18 protein-coding genes are annotated in these 17,866 nt (G+C 59.4%); 15 read left to right on the plus strand and 3 right to left on the minus strand.

All coding sequences use genetic code 11. The features are described 5' to 3' along the window. The first annotated feature begins 132 nt into the window (after positions 1 to 132). The 6 genes from ABLU95_RS17325 to spy all read left to right on the plus strand — a co-directional run bounded on the left by ABLU95_RS17325 (position 133) and on the right by spy (position 6,985). Entirely contained in the window at positions 133 to 1,353 is a 1,221-nt protein-coding gene (locus ABLU95_RS17325; RefSeq protein ID WP_348880061.1) for an aspartate aminotransferase family protein, read from the plus strand. Further along, on the plus strand, positions 1,350 to 2,384 hold the full coding sequence (gene astA / locus ABLU95_RS17330) for an arginine N-succinyltransferase (protein ID WP_101992726.1): 1,035 nt from the start codon (positions 1,350 to 1,352) through the stop codon (positions 2,382 to 2,384). The genes ABLU95_RS17325 and astA overlap by 4 nt, the downstream gene beginning before the upstream one ends. Further along, the gene (gene astD / locus ABLU95_RS17335) at positions 2,381 to 3,859 is read left to right on the plus strand and encodes a succinylglutamate-semialdehyde dehydrogenase (RefSeq protein ID WP_241516209.1); all 1,479 of its coding nucleotides are present in this window, start codon (positions 2,381 to 2,383) and stop codon (positions 3,857 to 3,859) included. Before astA ends, astD begins: the two co-directional genes overlap by 4 nt. Then, positions 3,856 to 5,181 (plus strand): N-succinylarginine dihydrolase, encoded by a 1,326-nt coding sequence (gene astB / locus ABLU95_RS17340; RefSeq protein ID WP_065882991.1) that lies wholly within the window; start codon positions 3,856 to 3,858, stop codon positions 5,179 to 5,181. Before astD ends, astB begins: the two co-directional genes overlap by 4 nt. A gap of 9 nt (positions 5,182 to 5,190) precedes the next feature. After that, positions 5,191 to 6,156: a succinylglutamate desuccinylase gene (astE, locus tag ABLU95_RS17345; RefSeq protein ID WP_086075825.1), complete on the plus strand. Its 966-nt coding sequence runs from the start codon at positions 5,191 to 5,193 to the stop codon at positions 6,154 to 6,156. A 343-nt stretch (positions 6,157 to 6,499) separates the two neighbouring features. Then, positions 6,500 to 6,985 (plus strand): ATP-independent periplasmic protein-refolding chaperone Spy, encoded by a 486-nt coding sequence (gene spy / locus ABLU95_RS17350; RefSeq protein ID WP_072096650.1) that lies wholly within the window; start codon positions 6,500 to 6,502, stop codon positions 6,983 to 6,985. A gap of 86 nt (positions 6,986 to 7,071) precedes the next feature. Here spy and cho read toward each other — a convergent pair whose 3' ends face one another. Next, complete coding sequence (cho, locus tag ABLU95_RS17355; RefSeq protein ID WP_023289300.1) at positions 7,072 to 7,935, minus strand: excinuclease Cho; 864 nt, start codon at positions 7,933 to 7,935, stop codon at positions 7,072 to 7,074. Positions 7,936 to 8,034: 99 nt separating this feature from the next. Beyond that, positions 8,035 to 8,862 carry an ammonia-dependent NAD(+) synthetase gene (nadE, locus tag ABLU95_RS17360; RefSeq protein WP_023289301.1) on the minus strand — a complete coding sequence of 276 codons (828 nt, stop codon included), beginning with the start codon at positions 8,860 to 8,862 and terminating at the stop codon, positions 8,035 to 8,037. A 282-nt stretch (positions 8,863 to 9,144) separates the two neighbouring features. Between nadE and osmE the strand changes: the two genes are divergently transcribed. From osmE to chbG, 8 genes are all read left to right on the plus strand, one after another. After that, on the plus strand, positions 9,145 to 9,483 hold the full coding sequence (gene osmE / locus ABLU95_RS17365) for an osmotically-inducible lipoprotein OsmE (RefSeq protein WP_023289302.1): 339 nt from the start codon (positions 9,145 to 9,147) through the stop codon (positions 9,481 to 9,483). A 278-nt stretch (positions 9,484 to 9,761) separates the two neighbouring features. Further along, positions 9,762 to 10,082 (plus strand): PTS N,N'-diacetylchitobiose transporter subunit IIB, encoded by a 321-nt coding sequence (chbB, locus tag ABLU95_RS17370; RefSeq protein WP_002901547.1) that lies wholly within the window; start codon positions 9,762 to 9,764, stop codon positions 10,080 to 10,082. Between the two features lie 20 nt (positions 10,083 to 10,102). After that, entirely contained in the window at positions 10,103 to 10,219 is a 117-nt protein-coding gene (locus tag ABLU95_RS17375) for a hypothetical protein (protein WP_032429133.1), read from the plus strand. Between the two features lie 11 nt (positions 10,220 to 10,230). Continuing rightward, positions 10,231 to 11,589 carry a PTS N,N'-diacetylchitobiose transporter subunit IIC gene (gene chbC, locus ABLU95_RS17380; RefSeq protein ID WP_004203823.1) on the plus strand — a complete coding sequence of 453 codons (1,359 nt, stop codon included), beginning with the start codon at positions 10,231 to 10,233 and terminating at the stop codon, positions 11,587 to 11,589. A gap of 53 nt (positions 11,590 to 11,642) precedes the next feature. Beyond that, positions 11,643 to 11,990: a PTS N,N'-diacetylchitobiose transporter subunit IIA gene (gene chbA / locus ABLU95_RS17385; RefSeq protein ID WP_023289303.1), complete on the plus strand. Its 348-nt coding sequence runs from the start codon at positions 11,643 to 11,645 to the stop codon at positions 11,988 to 11,990. Positions 11,991 to 12,017: 27 nt separating this feature from the next. Beyond that, entirely contained in the window at positions 12,018 to 12,842 is an 825-nt protein-coding gene (gene chbR, locus ABLU95_RS17390; protein ID WP_004203825.1) for a transcriptional regulator ChbR, read from the plus strand. A gap of 110 nt (positions 12,843 to 12,952) precedes the next feature. Further along, complete coding sequence (locus ABLU95_RS17395; protein ID WP_023289304.1) at positions 12,953 to 14,299, plus strand: 6-phospho-beta-glucosidase; 1,347 nt, start codon at positions 12,953 to 12,955, stop codon at positions 14,297 to 14,299. 12 nt (positions 14,300 to 14,311) lie between these two features. Further along, entirely contained in the window at positions 14,312 to 15,070 is a 759-nt protein-coding gene (gene chbG, locus ABLU95_RS17400) for a chitin disaccharide deacetylase (RefSeq protein ID WP_065882995.1), read from the plus strand. 56 nt (positions 15,071 to 15,126) lie between these two features. On the opposite strand, the gene katE is transcribed toward chbG, so the two are convergent. Then, positions 15,127 to 17,385: a catalase HPII gene (katE, locus tag ABLU95_RS17405; protein WP_348880066.1), complete on the minus strand. Its 2,259-nt coding sequence runs from the start codon at positions 17,383 to 17,385 to the stop codon at positions 15,127 to 15,129. A gap of 190 nt (positions 17,386 to 17,575) precedes the next feature. Between katE and cedA the strand changes: the two genes are divergently transcribed. Then, positions 17,576 to 17,830 carry a cell division activator CedA gene (cedA, locus tag ABLU95_RS17410; protein ID WP_348880121.1) on the plus strand — a complete coding sequence of 85 codons (255 nt, stop codon included), beginning with the start codon at positions 17,576 to 17,578 and terminating at the stop codon, positions 17,828 to 17,830. The last annotated feature ends 36 nt before the right edge of the window (positions 17,831 to 17,866 follow it).

Below are 17,866 nucleotides of genomic sequence, written 5' to 3' on the forward strand. Positions count from 1 at the left end.
ATATTGCGTTATCTCATCCGGTTTATGCATTTTTATCGCTGGCTGGCACGAACCGTGCAATCTACATTTACAGCGTAATAACTCACATTTATTAACATTATTGCTACTTTTAATTTACCGGAAGAGGTCGATATGTCTCAGTCAATTACGCGTAACCACTTTGATGAATGGATGATGCCGGTCTACGCGCCAGCGGCTTTTATTCCGGTGCGGGGCGCCGGGTCGCGGCTGTGGGATCAGCAGGGCAAAGAGTATATCGATTTTGCCGGAGGCATCGCCGTGAACGCGCTGGGGCATGCGCATCCGCGTCTGGTGCAGGCCCTCACCGATCAGGCTGGCAAGTTCTGGCATACCGGCAATGGCTATACCAATGAGCCGATCCTGCGTCTGGCCAAAATGCTTATCGATGCCACCTTCGCCGACCGGGTCTTCTTCTGTAACTCCGGGGCCGAGGCCAATGAGACGGCGCTCAAGCTGGCGCGTAAATATGCCCACGATCGCTTTGGCAGCGAGAAAAGCGGCATTGTCGCCTTCCAGAACGCCTTCCACGGGCGGACGCTGTTCACCGTTTCGGCAGGCGGTCAGCCGGCCTACTCCCGGGATTTTGCCCCGCTGCCGCCGCAGATCCAGCATGCGGTGTTTAACGATCTCGCGTCGGCAAAGGCCTTAATCAATGACCAAACCTGCGCGGTGATCGTCGAGCCGGTGCAGGGCGAAGGCGGCGTGGTGCCGGCCAGCGTCGAGTTTTTACGCGGCCTGCGCCAGCTTTGCGACCAGCACAACGCCCTGCTGATTTTCGATGAAGTGCAGACCGGGGTCGGGCGCACCGGCGAACTGTATGCCTATATGCACTACGGCGTGACCCCCGATGTGCTGACCACCGCCAAAGCGCTGGGCGGCGGCTTCCCCATCGGCGCGCTGCTGGCGACAGAGGCCTGCGCCAGCGTGATGACCGTCGGCACCCACGGCACCACCTACGGCGGTAACCCGCTGGCGGGGGCGGTGGCCGGCGAGCTGCTGTCGATCGTCAATACCCCGGAAGTGCTCTCCGGCGTCAGACAGCGCCATCAGTGGTTTTGCGAACGCCTGCAGGCGATCAACGCCCGCTATGGTCTGTTCAAGGAGATCCGCGGCCTGGGGCTGCTGATCGGCTGCGTGCTGAACGACGCCTGGGCCGGGAAGGCGAAAACCCTCAGCAACCTGGCGGCGGAAGAGGGCGTGATGATCCTGATCGCCGGCGCCAACGTGGTGCGTTTCGCGCCGGCGCTGAACGTCAGTGAAGAAGAGGTGAACAGCGGGCTGGATCGCGTCGAGCGGGCCTGCGCGCGATTCCTGGCGGGAGTTTCATCATGATGGTTATTCGACCGGTGGAGCCGGGCGATCTGCCCGGGCTGCTGAAGCTGGCGGCGGAGACCGGCGGCGGGCTGACCTCGCTGCCGGTGGATGAAGCCACCCTCGCGGCGCGGATCGCCCGCTCACAGCAAACCTGGCGCGGCGAGCTGCCGAAAAGCGAGCAGGGCTATGTCTTTGTGCTGGAAGAGAGCGAGAGCGGCGCAGTGGTGGGCATCTGCGCGATAGAGGTGGCGGTGGGGCTCAACGATCCCTGGTACAACTACCGGGTCGGCACCCAGGTCCATGCCTCGAAGGAGCTTAACGTCTATCAGGCGCTGCCGACGCTGTTTCTCAGTAACGACCACACCGGCAGCAGCGAGCTGTGTACCCTGTTCCTCGACCCACAGTGGCGCAAAGAGGGCAATGGCTATCTGCTGTCGAAGTCGCGCTTCTTATTTATGGCCGCCTTTCGCGAGCGCTTTAATGAGAAGGTGGTTGCCGAGATGCGCGGGGTGATTGACGAGCACGGCTATTCCCCATTCTGGGAGAGCCTGGGCAAACGCTTTTTCGCCATGGAGTTTTCCCGCGCCGACTACCTGTGCGGCACCGGACAGAAGGCTTTCATTGCCGCCCTGATGCCCAAGCACCCGCTGTATATCGATTTCCTCACCCCCGAGGCGCAGGCGGTGATCGGCAAGGTCCACCCGCAGACCGCCCCGGCCCGGACGGTGCTGGAGAAAGAGGGATTCCGCTACCTGAACTACATCGATATTTTCGACGGCGGCCCGACCCTGGAGTGCGATATCGACCGGGTGCGGGCGATCCGTAAAAGCCGTCTGGTGACCACCGAGGCCGGCGAAACGCCGCCCTGCGACGGGCCGCTGTGCCTGGTGGCGAACGAACAGTACCACCAGTTCCGCGCCCTGCTGGTGCATGCCGACCCGGATGGCGACACCCTGACCCTCAGCGCCCGCGAGCTGGATATGCTGAAGTGTCATGCCGGCGACCAGGTGCGCATGGTGCGCCTGATCCCTGAGGAGAAAACCGCATGAGTCTATGGATTAACGGCGAGTGGCGGCCCGGCGATGGGCCGCGCTTCAGCAAACAAGATCCGGTTAACCTGAAGGTTGTCTGGCAGGGAGAGGCGGCGGACGCCGGGCAGGTCGCCGAGGCGGTGGCGGCTGCCCGCCAGGCGTTCCCGGCCTGGGCGCGGCTGCCGTTTGCCGACCGCCAGGCCCTCGTCGAAAAGTTTGCCGCGCTGCTTGAGGCCAGCAAGGCGGAGCTGACGGCGATTATCGGAGCCGAGACCGGAAAGCCGCGCTGGGAGGCGGCCGGGGAAGTGACGGCGATGATCAACAAGGTGGCGATCTCGGTGAAGGCGTACCACACCCGCACTGGCGAACAGCACAGCGAGCTGCCCGATGGCGCCGCGACGCTGCGTCACCGGCCGCATGGCGTGCTGGCGGTCTTTGGCCCCTATAACTTTCCCGGCCATCTGCCGAACGGGCATATCGTGCCAGCGCTGCTGGCGGGCAATACCGTGGTGTTCAAACCCAGCGAACTCACCCCGCACAGTGGCGAAGCGGTGGTGAAGCTGTGGGAGCAGGCCGGCCTGCCCGCCGGGGTGCTCAACCTGCTGCAGGGCGGTCGGGAAACCGGCGAGGCGCTCAGCGGCCAGGCGGATATCGACGGGCTGCTGTTTACCGGCAGCTCGACCACCGGTTTTCATCTGCATCGCCAGCTGGCCGGACAGCCGCAGAAGATCCTCGCGCTGGAGATGGGCGGCAATAACCCGCTGATCGTCGACGATCCGCGGGACGTCGATGCCGCGGTGCATCTGACCATCCAGTCCGCCTTTATTACCGCCGGCCAGCGCTGCACCTGCGCCCGGCGTCTGCTGGTCCGGCGCGGAGAGGCGGGAGATGCTTTCCTCTCCAGGCTGGTGACGGTGAGCCAACGGCTGATCCCCGCGGCGTGGGACGCCGAGGCGCAGCCGTTTCTCGGCGGGCTTATCTCTGAACAGGCCGCGCAGAAAGTGCATCAGGCCTGGCTGCAGCGGATCGCCGCTGGCGCAGCCACCCTACTGGAGCCGCGCTTATTGCAGGCCGGGACGTCGCTGCTGACGCCGGGGATTGTCGACATGAGCGACGTGGCCCAGGTCGAGGATGAAGAGGTGTTCGGCCCGCTGCTTGGCGTCTGGCGCTACGACACTTTCGAGGAGGCGATTGCCCTGGCCAATGCCACCCGCTTCGGGCTCTCCTGCGGGTTAATCTCCCCGGAACGGGAGAAGTTCGATCGGCTGCTGCTTGAGGCGCGGGCCGGGATAGTCAACTGGAACAAACCGCTGACCGGGGCGGCGAGTACCGCGCCGTTCGGCGGCACCGGGGCCTCTGGCAATCATCGCCCCGGGGCCTGGTATGCCGCCGATTATTGCGCCTGGCCGATGGCCAGTCTCGAATCGCCGACCTTGACGCTGCCCGCCAGTCTCAATCCAGGGCTCGACTTTCGGGCCGGGGAGGCGTCATGACCGCCCGCGAAGTCAACTTTGACGGTCTGCCCGGACTGACCCATCACTACGCCGGGCTCTCCTTTGGCAATGAGGCCTCCACCCGGCACCGCTTTCGGGTGTCGAACCCGCAGCTGGCGGCAAAGCAGGGGCTAAAAAAAATGAAAGCCCTCGCCGACGCCGGCTATCCGCAGGCGGTGATCCCCCCTCAGGAGCGGCCCAACGTGCCGCTCCTGCGTCAGCTGGGCTTTAGCGGCAGCGATGAACAGGTGGTGGCTCGCGCGGCTCAGCAGGATCCGGATCTGCTGTCGGCGGTGAGTTCGGCCTCGGCGATGTGGGTGGCCAACGCCGCGACGGTCTGTCCCTCCGCCGATTCGCTGGATGGCCTGGTACACCTGACGGTGGCGAATCTGCAGGATAAATTCCACCGCGCCAGCGAAGCCCCCACCACCCGGGCGTTGCTGCAGGCGATCTTCCCGGACCGCACGCGATTTGCCATCCACCCGGCGCTGCCTGCCTCGGCATGGTTTGGCGACGAAGGGGCGGCGAACCATAACCGTCTCGGCGGGGAATATGGCGCCCCCGGCGTTCAGCTCTTTGTCTATGGCCGCCGCCGGGGAAGCGAAGAGGCGCCGCGTCGCTATCCGGCGCGGCAAACTCTTGAGGCCAGCCAGGCGGTGGCGCGCCTTAATCAGGTCAATCCCCGCCAGCTGATCTTCGCCCGCCAGCATCCGGCGGCGATCGACATGGGGGTTTTTCATAACGATGTCATCGCGGTGAGCAATCGTCAGGTCCTGTTCTGCCATGAGCAGGCCTTTGCCGACCAGAACGCGGTTTTGCAGCAGCTGGCGCAGCAGGTGCCGGGCTTCACCCCGCTGGTGGTTCCCGCCAGCCGGGTCACGGTGGAAGAGGCGGTTGCCACCTATCTGTTCAATAGCCAGCTGTTGAGCCGGGCGGACGGCAGCATGGCGCTGATCCTGCCCCAGGAAGCCCAGGCGCATCCGGGCGTGTGGAACTATCTCAATGAGCTGCTGGCCGGGGATAACCCCATCGCCGCGCTGCAGGTGTTTGATCTGCGCGAGAGTATGGCCAACGGCGGCGGTCCGGCGTGCCTGCGTCTGCGGGTAGTGTTGACGGCCGAGGAGTATCAGGCGGTCAATCCGCACGTCCTGATGAACGATACGCTGTTTGCCACCCTCAATGATTGGGTGGATCGCTACTATCGCGATCGTCTCACCCAGGCCGACCTCGCCGACCCCCAGCTGCTGCGGGAAGGGCGCGACGCGCTGGATCGGTTGACCCAGATCCTGCAGCTCGGTTCGGTTTATCCATTTCAGCAATAAGGGGGCGCGGTGGAACACTTTCTGGCATTAACCCTGGCGGGGCGTTTGCCCCATCACTTTCACGGCGAGACGGCCCATTTCCGCTGGCACTGGCTTGGGGAGGGGATCCTTGAGCTGACGCCGCATGCGCGCTGCGAGCGCGGGCTGGTGCTCTCCTGCGCCATCCATGGCAACGAAACGGCGCCGGTGGAGATTGTCGACCGGCTGGTGCAGCGGCTGGTTCGGGAGGAACTCCCCCTGCGCTGGCGGCTGCTGGTGATCGTCGGTAACCCGCCGGCGCTGCGGGCGAATAAACGCTATCTGCACAGCGATATGAACCGGATGTTTGGCGAGCGCTGGCGGCAATTCCCGACCAGCGAGGAGACACAGCGGGCGCAGCGGCTGGAGCAGGCGGTGGGCCGCTTCTATCGCGACCACGGTGGTCCGCGCTGGCACCTCGATCTGCATACCGCGATCCGCGGGTCGCTGCATCCGCGCTTCGGGGTGCTCCCGGCTCGCGATACGCCCTGGGAGGAGGATTTTCTTCACTGGCTGGGCGGCGCCGGGCTGGAGGCGTTGGTGTTTCATCGCCAGCCAGGCGGGACCTTCACCCACTTCAGCTGCGAGCGGTTCGCGGCGCTGGCCTGCACCCTTGAGCTGGGCAAAGCGCTGCCGTTGGGGGAAAACGATCTGTCGCAGTTTGCCGCCGCCGAGGGGGCTATCTCCCGGCTGCTGGTGGGGGATCTGGCCATTGCCGACGCCCCGGCGCCGTTGCGCTACCGGGTGGTGCAGCAGATCACCCGCCATAGCGATGATTTCCGTCTGCATATGGCGGATCGGACGCTGAACTTCACCCCCTTCGCCCCAGGCACGCTGCTGGCGGAGGAGGGGGAGATGCGGTATGTGGTGGGGGCAAAGCCAGAGTATGTTCTGTTTCCCAATCCGGCGGTGGCCAGGGGGCTGCGCGCTGGCCTGATGCTGGAAAAATTATCCTGACGGCAAGCCGTCCGCCGGGCGGCCTGCTTAATTTCGCACGTCGTTTTACATCTTCTTATTTTTTCGTGCGCCAGTGTAAATTTGCGGATTATTCCTGGTAAAATGCTTTGTTTTTAATCTCCCCTCCATTATACTCTCCATAATTTCTCTGCAAAACAGTAGGTTATTTATTTTTTATTGCAATTCCTCGTTCAAATTCCTTATTTTCTCCATAATTGGTGAGAAACTGTTTTTTACACTTTCATTGTTTTACTCTTGCTCTGACTAATTGACGATTAACGTCGTAAAGTTAATCTCGTCAACACGGCAACGCGCCGTAAGAATAACGTAAAGTAAGGATTGAATGATGAAGAAACTCACTGCACTGTTTGTTGCCTCTACTCTGGCTCTGGGCGCGGCTAACCTGGCACACGCCGCCGATACCACCACCGCGCCGAGCGACAGCAAGCCGATGATGATGCATCATAAAGGCGGCCCGGGTCAGCATGACATGATGTTTAAAGGCCTCAACCTGACCGATGCGCAGAAGCAGCAGATCCGCGACATCATGAAGAGCCAGCGCGAAAATATGAAGCGTCCGTCCCTCGACGAACGCCGCGCGATGCACGAGCTGATCGCCAGCGATACCTTCGACAAGGCGAAAGCGGAAGCGCAGATCGATAAGATGGAGGCGCAGCATAAAGCGATGGCGCTGTCCCGCCTGGAAACGCAGAACAAGATCTACAACATTCTGACCCCAGAGCAGAAAAAACAGTTCAATGCCAATTTTGAGAAGCATCTGACAGAACGCAACGCGCCGGCAGGTAAAATGCCTGCACCCGCTGAATAATGTAGCGTACTGAATCAAGACCGCCGGTCTTGCCCAATAATGCCATCAGGCGTTGGGCAGGGCCGGCGGTTTTTTTTTCTGGCTTCTCAGCTAAGCGGGTGCAGCGGGTAGTTGCCGCTGAGCAGAGGCTTACAGAGAATTTTGTAACCATCCTGGTCGAATCCGGCGGGCAGGCGGGTGAGCTCAGCGGCCTGGTCGAGCGAGTCGACGGCCCCCAGCCACAGCCAGTTATGAATGACATGATACTGCGTCATATCAGGGCCGCGCTCCTCCAGCGCCACCGGTCCTGCCCAAGGCCAGCACACCAGCTGCAGCTTGCTCATCTGCGCCAGCAGACGCTGGCGGTGCGCCTCCACGCTCTCCTTTCCACAGCAGGCGCCGGCGCAGCGGCCCAGCGCGGATCGAAAGCAGGCGCGGCCGCGGCTGAGCGGCTCCAGACCGAGCAGGCCATAACAGAGGCGCTGTTCGTCAGCGAGGCTCTGCAGCATCTGCAGCGCCGCCCTCCGGTTGGCGAACAGACCATAGAGATGCTGCTGATGAGAAAAATCAACCTCGCGGGCATAGACAATCTGCGGCCGGTCGTCCGCAAGCAGCCAGGCGCAGAGTTGCTTGTTACGCCGTAGCCGCTTGTTAAACAGCGGCTGCTGCTCTTTAATTAACCGCGCCTCCAGCAGCAGCGCCCCCAGCTCGCCAGCGGTGCGCTGCCAGGTAATACGCCGGGACTGACGCAGCATCGCGGCCTCTTCAGGCGTGCGCAGGTGGGAGAGCACCCGGCTGCGCAGGTTAACGCTCTTGCCGATATAGAGCGGCATCGTGTCGCTGTCGCCGTGAAATTGATAGACGCCCGGCAGCTTCGGCAGCGCCTCCAGCCACGGGCGAAGGTGTTCGGGATATTCATAGATCGCCGCCGCCTCAAACTCCAGACGCGGGGCAGATTGCTTTCTGGCCACAATAACTCCTGACACTGTCTATCTATCCAGTATAGCAGGCGGTTTTTGCGGCGAAAAGCGCAAAAAATAACCCCGGCGCGTGCCGGGGCGGGGGAGGGACTATTTTTTCCAGAAATCGTCAAAGACGGTGATGGGCGGCCGACGCTTGTGTTCGGTTTTCAGATACCAGCCTTCGATTGTTTTGGCGATGCTGGGGTCCAGCGTTTTGCCTTCCAGATAGTCGTCGATATTCTCATAGGTGACCCCCAGCGCCACTTCATCCGGCAGGGAGGGGCGATCGTCTTCCAGATCGGCGGTCGGCAGCTTCTTATACAGATGTTCCGGGCAGCCGAGATGGGCCAGCAGCTGTTTGCCCTGACGTTTGTTCAGGCGGAAGATCGGGTTGATGTCGGTGCCGCCGTCGCCATATTTAGTGAAGAAGCCGGTAATCGCTTCCGCCGCATGGTCGGTGCCGACCACCACCCCTTTGGTCATCCCGGCGATGCTGTACTGGGCTTTCATGCGCTCACGGGCTTTTTCGTTGCCGCGAACGAAGTCGCTCAGTTCGATCCCCGCTTCGCGCAGGGCCTGTTCGCTTGCCAGTACCGAGGCTTTGATATTCACCGTCAACACGCGGTCAGGCTGAATAAAGGCGATGGCATCCTGGCAGTCCTGCTCATCCGCCTGCACGCCGTAGGGTAAACGGACGGCGATAAACTGCAGGCTGCTGTCGCCAGTTTCGGCGCGCAGTTCATTGATCGCCATCTGGCACAGTTTCCCCGTCAGGGTCGAGTCCTGGCCGCCGCTGATACCCAGCACCAGCGATTTAATAAAAGGGTAAGTCTGCAGATAGGATTTCAGGAAATCGACGCTGCGGCGGATCTCGCCTGCGGCATCAATCTGCGGCTTCGCGCCCAGCGCCTGAATAATCTCTTGTTGTAGCGTCATCGCGCCCTCCGAAAGTGAATCTGTTTGGCAACCTGTTGGCTTAAAGCTACCTCTTTGCCGCTGAAACGACAAGGACCGGGGTTTTGACTGCCGGAAAAGAAGGCAATCAATGACATAGGATTTCATTATAGATGCCCGCGCGCAGGAGAAAGCGCCGGTCGTCGGCGGAGCGTCAATCCTGTTTACGCAATAACACAATCAGACATGATTTCGCTGTTCGGCTTGAAAAATAACACTATTTATTCCAGGCTTATCGTTACACAGTGGAAGAGAGGAACCAAAATGAACAAAAGCTTAGCAGGAATACTGGGCGTCACCGTCGCGTTAACCTTACTCGCGGGCTGTACCGCTTACGATCGTACCAAAGACCAGTTTACCCAGCCGGTGGTGAAAGATGTGAAGAAAGGAATGTCGCGTGAGCAGGTGATGCAGATCGCTGGCAAACCTTCAACGGAAGTGACGATGGTCCATGCCCGCGGCACCTGCCAGACCTATATCCTCGGTCAACGAGATGGTAAAGTGGAGACCTACTTTGTGGCCCTCGACGAAACGGGGCACGTGATGAACTCCGGCTACCAGACCTGCGCTGAGTATGATACGGATCCGCGCAACGCTAAGTAAGCGCCCTACTGTTGACTGAGTTGTACGTAAGCCCGACCACTGGTCGGGCTTTTTTGTGAGTCCTGATGCTTATTTAATTGCGCGAATTATTTGGATGAAAATGTGAGGGTAGTCAAAACCGGAGGTCAATGAGAGACAATTCTGTTCAACAGGGAATTATCACGACGGCTCAGGTTGCCGTATACTCAACCCATAAACAGAATTAACCGGATGTTACCAGTCTTACCGGCTCTCAGCGGTTACTGAAGGCCCTGGTCTCACACATTGAGGAAGCGTTCATGGAAAAGAAACACATTTATCTGTTCTGCTCGGCAGGCATGTCCACGTCACTGCTGGTCTCCAAAATGCGGGCGCAGGCGGAAAAATACGAAGTCCCGGTCATTATTGAAGCCTATCCTGAGACTCTCGCGGGTGAAAAGGGACCGGAAGCCGACGTTGTATTATTAGGGCCACAAATTGCGTATATGTTACCGGAAATTCAGCGCCTGCTGCCGAATAAACCGGTAGAAGTCATCGATTCTCTTCTGTATGGCAAGGTGGATGGTTTAGGTGTATTGAAAGCCGCCGTCGCGGCCATTAAGAAAGCTGCAGCACAATAATTTTTAAATTTTAAAACTCGATATATTTTGACGCCTGGCGGCATCCCGTTGCCGGACGTCAAAGAATAAAGAGTTTATTTTCCCGTCAAAGAGTAATTTCATACATCATCGCCGTAATAGTTTATTGCGGCTTTTAAGGGTATTGACTATGAGTAAAGTGATCGACTCGCTTGAAAAGGTACTCCTTCCTTTTGCAGTGAAAATAGGAAAGCAGCCGCATATTAATGCGATTAAAAATGGATTCATTAAATTAATGCCGTTGACCCTCGCCGGGGCCATGTTTGTATTAATTAACAACGTTTTTCTGAGCTTCGGCGAAGGCTCTTTCTTTTATTCCATGGGCATTCGCCTGGATGCCTCCACCATTGAAACCTTAAACGGTTTTAAGGCTATCGGCGGTAACGTCTATAACGGCACCCTCGGCATTATGTCGCTGATGGCGCCATTCTTTATTGGCTCTGCGCTGGCGGAAGAGCGCAAAGTCGACCCGATGGCCGCAGGCCTGTTGGCGGTCGCGGCCTTTATGACCGTGACCCCGTATAGCGTGGGCGAAGCCTATGCCGTCGGCGCCAACTGGCTGGGCGGGCAGAACATCATCTCCGGCATGATTATCGGTCTGGTCGTCGCGGAGCTGTTCACCTTCGTGATCCGTCGCAACTGGGTGATCAGACTCCCGGACAGCGTGCCGGGGTCGGTATCGCGCTCTTTCTCCGCGCTGATCCCTGGCTTCTTGATCCTCTCCATCTTCGGCATTATCTCGTGGGCCCTGTCGAGCTACGGCAGCAACTTCCACCAGATCATCATGGACTCCATCTCTACGCCGCTGGCGGCGATGGGCAGCGTGGTCGGCTGGGCATACGTCATCTTTAACTCCCTGCTGTGGTTCTTCGGGGTGCATGGTTCGCTGGCGCTGACCGCGCTGGATAACGGCATCATGACGCCGTGGGCGCTGGAAAACATCGCGCTGTACAACCAGTACGGATCGGTTGATGCGGCGATCGAAGCGGGTAAACAGTTCCACTTCTGGGCCAAGCCGATGCTCGACTCCTACATCCTGCTGGGGGGTTCCGGGGCGACGCTGGGTCTGATCATCGCCATCTTTATCGCTTCCCGCCGCGCTGACCATCGTCAGGTTGCGAAGCTGGCGCTGCCGTCAGGCATCTTCCAGATTAACGAACCGATTCTGTTTGGCCTGCCGATCATCATGAACCCGGTGATGTTCATCCCGTTCGTGCTGGTCCAGCCGATTCTGGCGGCCATTACTCTCGCGGCCTACAGCCTGGGGATTATCCCACCGGTGACCAACCTGGCGCCGTGGACCATGCCAACTGGCCTGGGGGCGTTCTTCAACAGTAACGGCAGCGTCGCCGCTCTGCTGGTCGCCCTGTTCAACCTTGGCGTCTCCACCCTGGTCTACCTGCCGTTTGTGGTGCTGTCGAATAAAGCGCAGACCGTCATCGAGCAGGAAGAGAGCGAAGAAGACATCGCCAACGCACTGAAATTCTGATACCGCGCGGTACGGGCAGCGTCCCGTACCGCCTGAGAAATGAGGGAAATATTATGTTTGATCTGGACAACATCGACGCGGTAGAGACCCCGGAAAACGACCTCGAAGAGGTGGTGATGGGGCTGATTATCAACTCCGGACAAGCCCGTAGCCTGGCCTATGCCGCGCTAAAACAGGCCAAGCAGGGGGATTTTGCCGCGGCGAAATCGATGATGGAGCAGTCGCGTCAGGCGCTGAGCGAGGCGCATCGCGTGCAGACCCAGCTTATAGAAAGCGACGAGGGCGAAGGGAAAATGAAGGTCAGCCTGGTGCTGGTGCATGCTCAGGATCACCTGATGACCTCCATGCTGGCCCGCGAGCTGGTTGCGGAATTGATTGAGCTGCACGAGAAGGTACAATAGGCCATCACGACGATGAGGCAGCCCAGGATGATGACCACCGAGATCAGTACCGCCAGAGAACAGCAGTTGTTCAACGGGAAGAACTTTCATGTGGTCATCTATAACAAAACGGAAAGCGTGAGCGGGCTCCACCAGCATGATTACTACGAATTTACCGTCGTATTAACCGGGCGCTATTACCAGGAGATCAATGGCAAACGGGTGCTGCTGGAGCGCGGGGATTTTGTCTTTATCCCGATGGGCTCGCACCACCAGAGCTTCTACGAATTTGGTGCGACGCGCATCCTTAACGTCGGCATCAGCAGGCGCTTCTTTGAGAAACACTATCTGCCGTTGCTGCCGTTTGGCCTGGTGGCGTCGCAGGTCTATGCCGTGCAGAGCGCTTTTCTCGGCTATATTGAGTCGGTCATCGCCTCACTCAATTTTCGCGAAACGGAATTTGACGAATTTATCGAGCTGGTCTCCTTTTATGTCATTAACCGTTTACGTCACTATCGCGAAGAGCCGGTTGCAGACGTCGTCCCACAATGGTTAAAAAATACCGTTGAGGCCATGCACGATAAACTGGAGTTTGGCGAGAGCGCCCTCGAGAATATGGTTCGGCTATCGGGCAAAACGCAGGAATATTTAACCCGAGCGACCCAGCGCTATTATGGTAAAACGCCGATGCAGATAATTAACGATATCCGTATTAACTTTGCCAAAAAGCAGCTGGAAATTACCAATTATTCGGTGACGGATATTGCCTATGAATCAGGGTACAGCAGCCCGAGCCTGTTTATTAAAACCTTTAAAAAGCTGACCTCGTTTACGCCGAGCAGTTATCGCAAACATTTGACCAGTATTAATTAAACCCGCGCGGTATTAGCCGCCCGGCTTACACCGTAACTAATTTAAGTTAACTGTCCGCATTTATGCGGAGAGCGGCCTGCGCCCAGGCGCAGCGCCTAAGGGAGAAAAAAATGAGCCAGAAATTAAAAGTCGTCACCATTGGCGGCGGTAGCAGCTATACCCCGGAATTACTGGAAGGTTTTCTGAAACGTTATCATGAACTGCCGGTGACAGAGCTGTGGCTGGTGGATGTGGAAGAGGGCCAGGAGAAGCTCGATATTATCCATGCGCTGTGCGAGCGGATGGTGGAAAAAGCCGGCGTGCCGATGAAGGTTTATAAAACGCTGGACCGCCGCGAGGCGCTGCAGGGCGCGGATTTCGTTACCACCCAGCTGCGGGTGGGCCAGCTGAAGGCGCGTGAAAAAGATGAGCGCATCCCGCTGAGCCACGGCTATCTTGGCCAGGAGACCAACGGGGCGGGCGGGCTGTTTAAAGGGCTGCGTACCATCCCGGTGATTTTCGACATCGTGAAAGATGTGCAGGAGATCTGCCCGGACGCATGGATCATTAACTTCACCAACCCGGCGGGCATGGTCACCGAGGCGGTCTATCGCCACACCAGTTTCAAACGCTTTATCGGCGTGTGCAACATTCCCATCGGCATGAAGATGTTCATCACCGACGTGCTGCAGCTCAGCCCGAGCGATGAGCTGAACATCGACCTGTTCGGTCTGAACCACCTGGTGTTCGTCCGCGACGTGCTGGTTAACGGCGTCTCGCGCTTCGATGAACTGCTGGACGGCGTTGCCTCCGGCCGCCTGACCGCGAACTCGGTAAAAAATATCTTCGACCTGCCGTTTAGCGAGGGGCTGATCCGCTCCCTGCGCCTGATCCCATGCTCCTATCTGCTCTATTACTTTAAGCCAAAAGAGATGCTGGCGATTGAGATGGGCGAGTACTATAAGGGCGGCGCGCGCGCCCAGGTGGTGCAGAAGGTGGAGAAGCAGCTGTTCGAGCTGTATAAAAATCCGGATCTCAAGGTCAAGCCGAAGGAGCTGGAGCAGCGCGGCGGCGCCTATTACTCCGATGCCGCTTGCGAAGTGATCAACGCTATCTATAACGACAAGCAGACTGAGCACTATGTAAATATCCCGCATCATGGCCATATCGATAATATCCCGGCGGACTGGGCGGTCGAGATGAGCTGCACCTTAGGTCGCGATGGCGCGAAGCCGACGCCGCGCATCACCCATTTCGACGAGAAGGTGCTGGGGCTTATCTACACCATCAAAGGGTTTGAAGTGGCGGCCAGCCAGGCGGCGATCAGCGGCGAGCTGAACGACGTGCTGCTGGCGCTGAACTTAAGCCCGCTGATCCATTCCGATCGTGACGCCGAGCAGCTGGCGCGGGAGATGATTCTGGCTCATGAAAAATGGCTGCCGAACTTTGCGGCGACGATCGAAAAACTGAAAGCGTAACGGGAGCGGCAAATGGAACGGGTATTGATCGTCAACGCCGACGACTTCGGCCTCAGTAAAGGGCAGAACTACGGCATTATCGAAGCCTGCCGCAACGGCGTGGTGACATCGACTACGGCGCTGGTCAACGGCGCGGCTATTGACCACGCCGCCCAGCTGAGCCGCAGTACGCCGGAGCTGGCGGTCGGGATGCACTTTGTGCTGACGCTGGGCGAACCGCTGTCGGCCATGCCGGGGTTAACCCGCGACGGCCGGCTGGGCAAATGGATCTGGCAGCAGGCGGAAGAAGATAACCTGCCGCTTGAGGAAATTGCCCACGAGCTGGCGTGTCAGTACCGTCGTTTTATCGATCTCTTCGGCCATGAGCCGACGCATCTCGACAGCCATCACCATGTGCATATGATCGCCGCGATCTATCCCATCGTCGCCGCTTTTGCCCGCGATAAAGGCATCGCGTTGCGCATCGATCGCCAGGTGGCGGCGCAGAGCGGTCTCGATCAGCAGGCGGCGCGCAGCAGCGCAGGCTTCAGCAGCGAGTTTTACGGGGAAGCCGTCTCTGAGGCGCTGTTCCTGCAGACGCTGGACGCCTCAATCGCCCGCGAGGAGCGCTCCCTGGAGGTGATGTGTCATCCGGCCTTTGTCGACCAGACCATCATGGGCAGCGCCTACTGTTACCCGCGGCTGGGCGAGCTTGATGTGCTGACCTCTGCCTCGCTGAAAGCGGCGGTGGCCGACCGGGGTTATCGCCTGGGAACCTACCGCGACGTGTAAGCCCGACGGGGGAAAGGAAAGTGAGTCAAGCCCGGCACACCGTGCCGGGCTTTTTGCTACGCCGGAATAGCGGCGATTTTTGGGCTTCTCGACCACACCCGGTGGGCCGTCATCAGGGCGAGCAGTTTATCTGCCGCCGGGGTGTCGAGAGCATCGGTAACGATGATGCCCTCTTCGCCCTGGGCCGGGACCTGGAGAACCGACGTTAACTGCCGCGCATCGCCTGCCAGCAGGATCGGCTTCAGGTGCTTATAGGCCTCCAGCAGGTAGTAGCGCGCATCGCCGCTCTGGCTCAGGGCGCTGAGGTCGCCGCCGGGCACCACCACGGCATCCACCGTCAGCGATGGGGAACCGGCGAAGGTGCCGGCGATCGGCACGGGAGAACCATCGTCGGCGATGACCTCGCCCATCCGCGAATAGAGCAGTTTACTGTGCACGCCCTGGGCCTGTAGCGCCTGCAGGAGATGGACCAGGTCCTGCGCCGAGGTACGCTCATTGAGCAGCACCGCCACCACGCGACCTTTCACATCCCCTTCGGCGTCCGCATAGAGGCTCAGGGTGGGATCTTTCTCCACGCCGTTGACCGGGGAGGGCAGAGTGAGGCTGCGCTGCTCATCGCTCAGTTCGATACCTAAATTCGCCCCGACCGCTTCCGCCAGCCGGGTATCAATATGGGCCAGGTGATCGACCACCCGCTCGCGGATCCAGGTGCGGACCACTTTGCTGAGCTCGAAGCTGAAGCCATCGATAATATGCTGCTGCTCAATCGGCGTCTGGCTCAGCCAGAACAGACGCGGCTGGGCGTAATATTCGCCGAATGAAGGGCTGCGCTGGCGGATCTTCTCGCCGTCGACGCGCTCGGCAAGGGACTCGAAACCGCCGCGTTTGGCGGCTGGCGGCGTCTCGCGCGGCCAGTTGTCGTTGATCGAGTTGGGTTCGTAGTTGGCCGGGTTGGTGTCAATCTCCATCCGGTGCATACCGTCGCGCTGGAAGTTGTGGTACGGGCAGGTTGGCCGGTTGATCGGGATTTCATGGAAATTCGGTCCGCCGAGGCGGCTAATCTGCGTATCGGTGTAGGAGAAGAGACGTCCCTGCAGCAGCGGATCGTTGCTGAAATCGATGCCCGGTACGATATGCCCGGGATGGAAGGCCGCCTGTTCGTTCTCGGCAAAGAAGTTGTCCGGGTTGCGGTTGAGGACCATTTTGCCGACCCGTTGCACCGGCACCAGCGCCTCAGGGATCAGCTTGGTGGGATCTAACAGGTCGAAGTCAAAATCAAATTCGTTCTCCTCGGGGATCAGCTGCAGCCCGAGCTCAAATTCCGGGTAGTCCCCGGCTTCAATGGCCTCCCACAGGTCGCGGCGATGAAAATCGGGGTCACGGCCGGTCAGCTTCTGCGCTTCATCCCACACCAGCGACGCCTTGCCGGAGACCGGTTTCCAGTGGAAGCGAACAAAGGTGGCTTTGCCCTCGGCATTGATCAGGCGGAAGGTGTGGATCCCGAAGCCTTCCATGGTGCGATAGCTGCGCGGGATGCCGCGATCGGACATCGCCCACATCACGTTGTGCAGCGTTTCCGGCTGCAGGGAAACGTAGTCCCAGAAGGTGTCGTGAGCGCTTTGTCCCTGGGGGATGGCCCAGTGGGGCTCAGGCTTCACGGCGTGGACAAAGTCGGGAAACTTCAGCGCGTCCTGAATGAAGAAGACCGGGGTGTTGTTGCCGACGAGGTCAAAAATCCCCTCGTCGGTGTAAAACTTGGTGGCGAAGCCGCGAATATCGCGAACGGTGTCCGCCGACCCCGCGCCGCCCTGCACTGTGGAGAAGCGCACAAAGACCGGGGTGATTTTATCGGCTGCCGAGAGAAAATCGGCTTTGGTCAACGCTGTCAGGCTTTTGTAGGGCTGGAAGTAACCGTGGGCCGCTGAGCCGCGGGCATGTACGATACGCTCCGGAATTCGCTCATGGTCGAAGTGGGTGATCTTCTCCCGCAGAATGAAATCTTCCAGCAGCGTTGGGCCGCGGGCGCCGGCGCGCAGCGAGTTCTGATCGTCGGCAATGCGCACGCCCTGGTTGGTGGTCAGCGGATAGTCTTCTCCGCCTTTGCGCTGCGGCTCCAGGGCGTCAAGTTTGCTGCTGTGGGTATCAGGCGCTTTCAGGCTGCCAGGGGCGGTCGGTTCAGCGCCAGGGGTGGTGGGTTTCGGCGTGGGGCGCCACTCCCGATCATCCGGCGCCAGCGAGTCGAGACCCGGCTGCGCTTCCTCGCTGCCGTGAACCGGTGCCTGCTGGTGGTGCGGGTTTGGGTGCTTATCAGACATTGCTCGTCTCCTGCTTTCATTGCTAAAAGTGGTCGTTGATAAACCAAAACCCTTCTAACTATAGAACATTACGCTGGCTGCGCCCGACGAGGGGGCAGGGAGTTATCCTAAAATGCGCATCGGCGGCAGGGGGGCGACGAACGGGGCCACGATCGGCTATGATAGAGGTTTCTGTTTCCCGCTTTGCTTAGTGAATCCATTTGTTATGAAACCATTGCGCCAACAAAATCGCCCTGTCATTAGCTACGTGCCGCGCGTGGAGCCTGCGCCCCCGGAACATGCCGTGAAAATGGACCATTTTCGCGATGTCTGGATTTTGCGCGGGAAGTATGTCGCCTTTCTGCTGATAGGGGAGCATTTCCGCCGTTCACCGGCGTTCAGCGTGCCGGAGTCGGCGCAGCGCTGGGCTAACCAGGTGCGTCAGGAAGGTGAGATTGAAGCCTGAATCTGCTGCAGAAATAAAAAAACCGCTGATTATCAG

This window comes from Klebsiella sp. GG_Kp146 (genome assembly GCF_040061975.1).
Lineage (GTDB): Bacteria > Pseudomonadota > Gammaproteobacteria > Enterobacterales > Enterobacteriaceae > Klebsiella > Klebsiella quasipneumoniae.

Coding starts and splice junctions, on each gene's coding strand:
- ABLU95_RS17325 (WP_348880061.1), top strand. CDS start 133: ATGTCTCAGTCAATTACGCGTAACCACTTTGATGAATGGATGATGCCG.
- astA (WP_101992726.1), top strand. CDS start 1,350: ATGATGGTTATTCGACCGGTGGAGCCGGGCGATCTGCCCGGGCTGCTG.
- astD (WP_241516209.1), top strand. CDS start 2,381: ATGAGTCTATGGATTAACGGCGAGTGGCGGCCCGGCGATGGGCCGCGC.
- astB (WP_065882991.1), top strand. CDS start 3,856: ATGACCGCCCGCGAAGTCAACTTTGACGGTCTGCCCGGACTGACCCAT.
- spy (WP_072096650.1), top strand. CDS start 6,500: ATGATGAAGAAACTCACTGCACTGTTTGTTGCCTCTACTCTGGCTCTG.
- nadE (WP_023289301.1), bottom strand. CDS start 8,862: ATGACGCTACAACAAGAGATTATTCAGGCGCTGGGCGCGAAGCCGCAG.
- osmE (WP_023289302.1), top strand. CDS start 9,145: ATGAACAAAAGCTTAGCAGGAATACTGGGCGTCACCGTCGCGTTAACC.
- chbB (WP_002901547.1), top strand. CDS start 9,762: ATGGAAAAGAAACACATTTATCTGTTCTGCTCGGCAGGCATGTCCACG.
- chbC (WP_004203823.1), top strand. CDS start 10,231: ATGAGTAAAGTGATCGACTCGCTTGAAAAGGTACTCCTTCCTTTTGCA.
- chbA (WP_023289303.1), top strand. CDS start 11,643: ATGTTTGATCTGGACAACATCGACGCGGTAGAGACCCCGGAAAACGAC.
- chbR (WP_004203825.1), top strand. CDS start 12,018: ATGATGACCACCGAGATCAGTACCGCCAGAGAACAGCAGTTGTTCAAC.
- ABLU95_RS17395 (WP_023289304.1), top strand. CDS start 12,953: ATGAGCCAGAAATTAAAAGTCGTCACCATTGGCGGCGGTAGCAGCTAT.
- chbG (WP_065882995.1), top strand. CDS start 14,312: ATGGAACGGGTATTGATCGTCAACGCCGACGACTTCGGCCTCAGTAAA.
- katE (WP_348880066.1), bottom strand. CDS start 17,385: ATGTCTGATAAGCACCCAAACCCGCACCACCAGCAGGCACCGGTTCAC.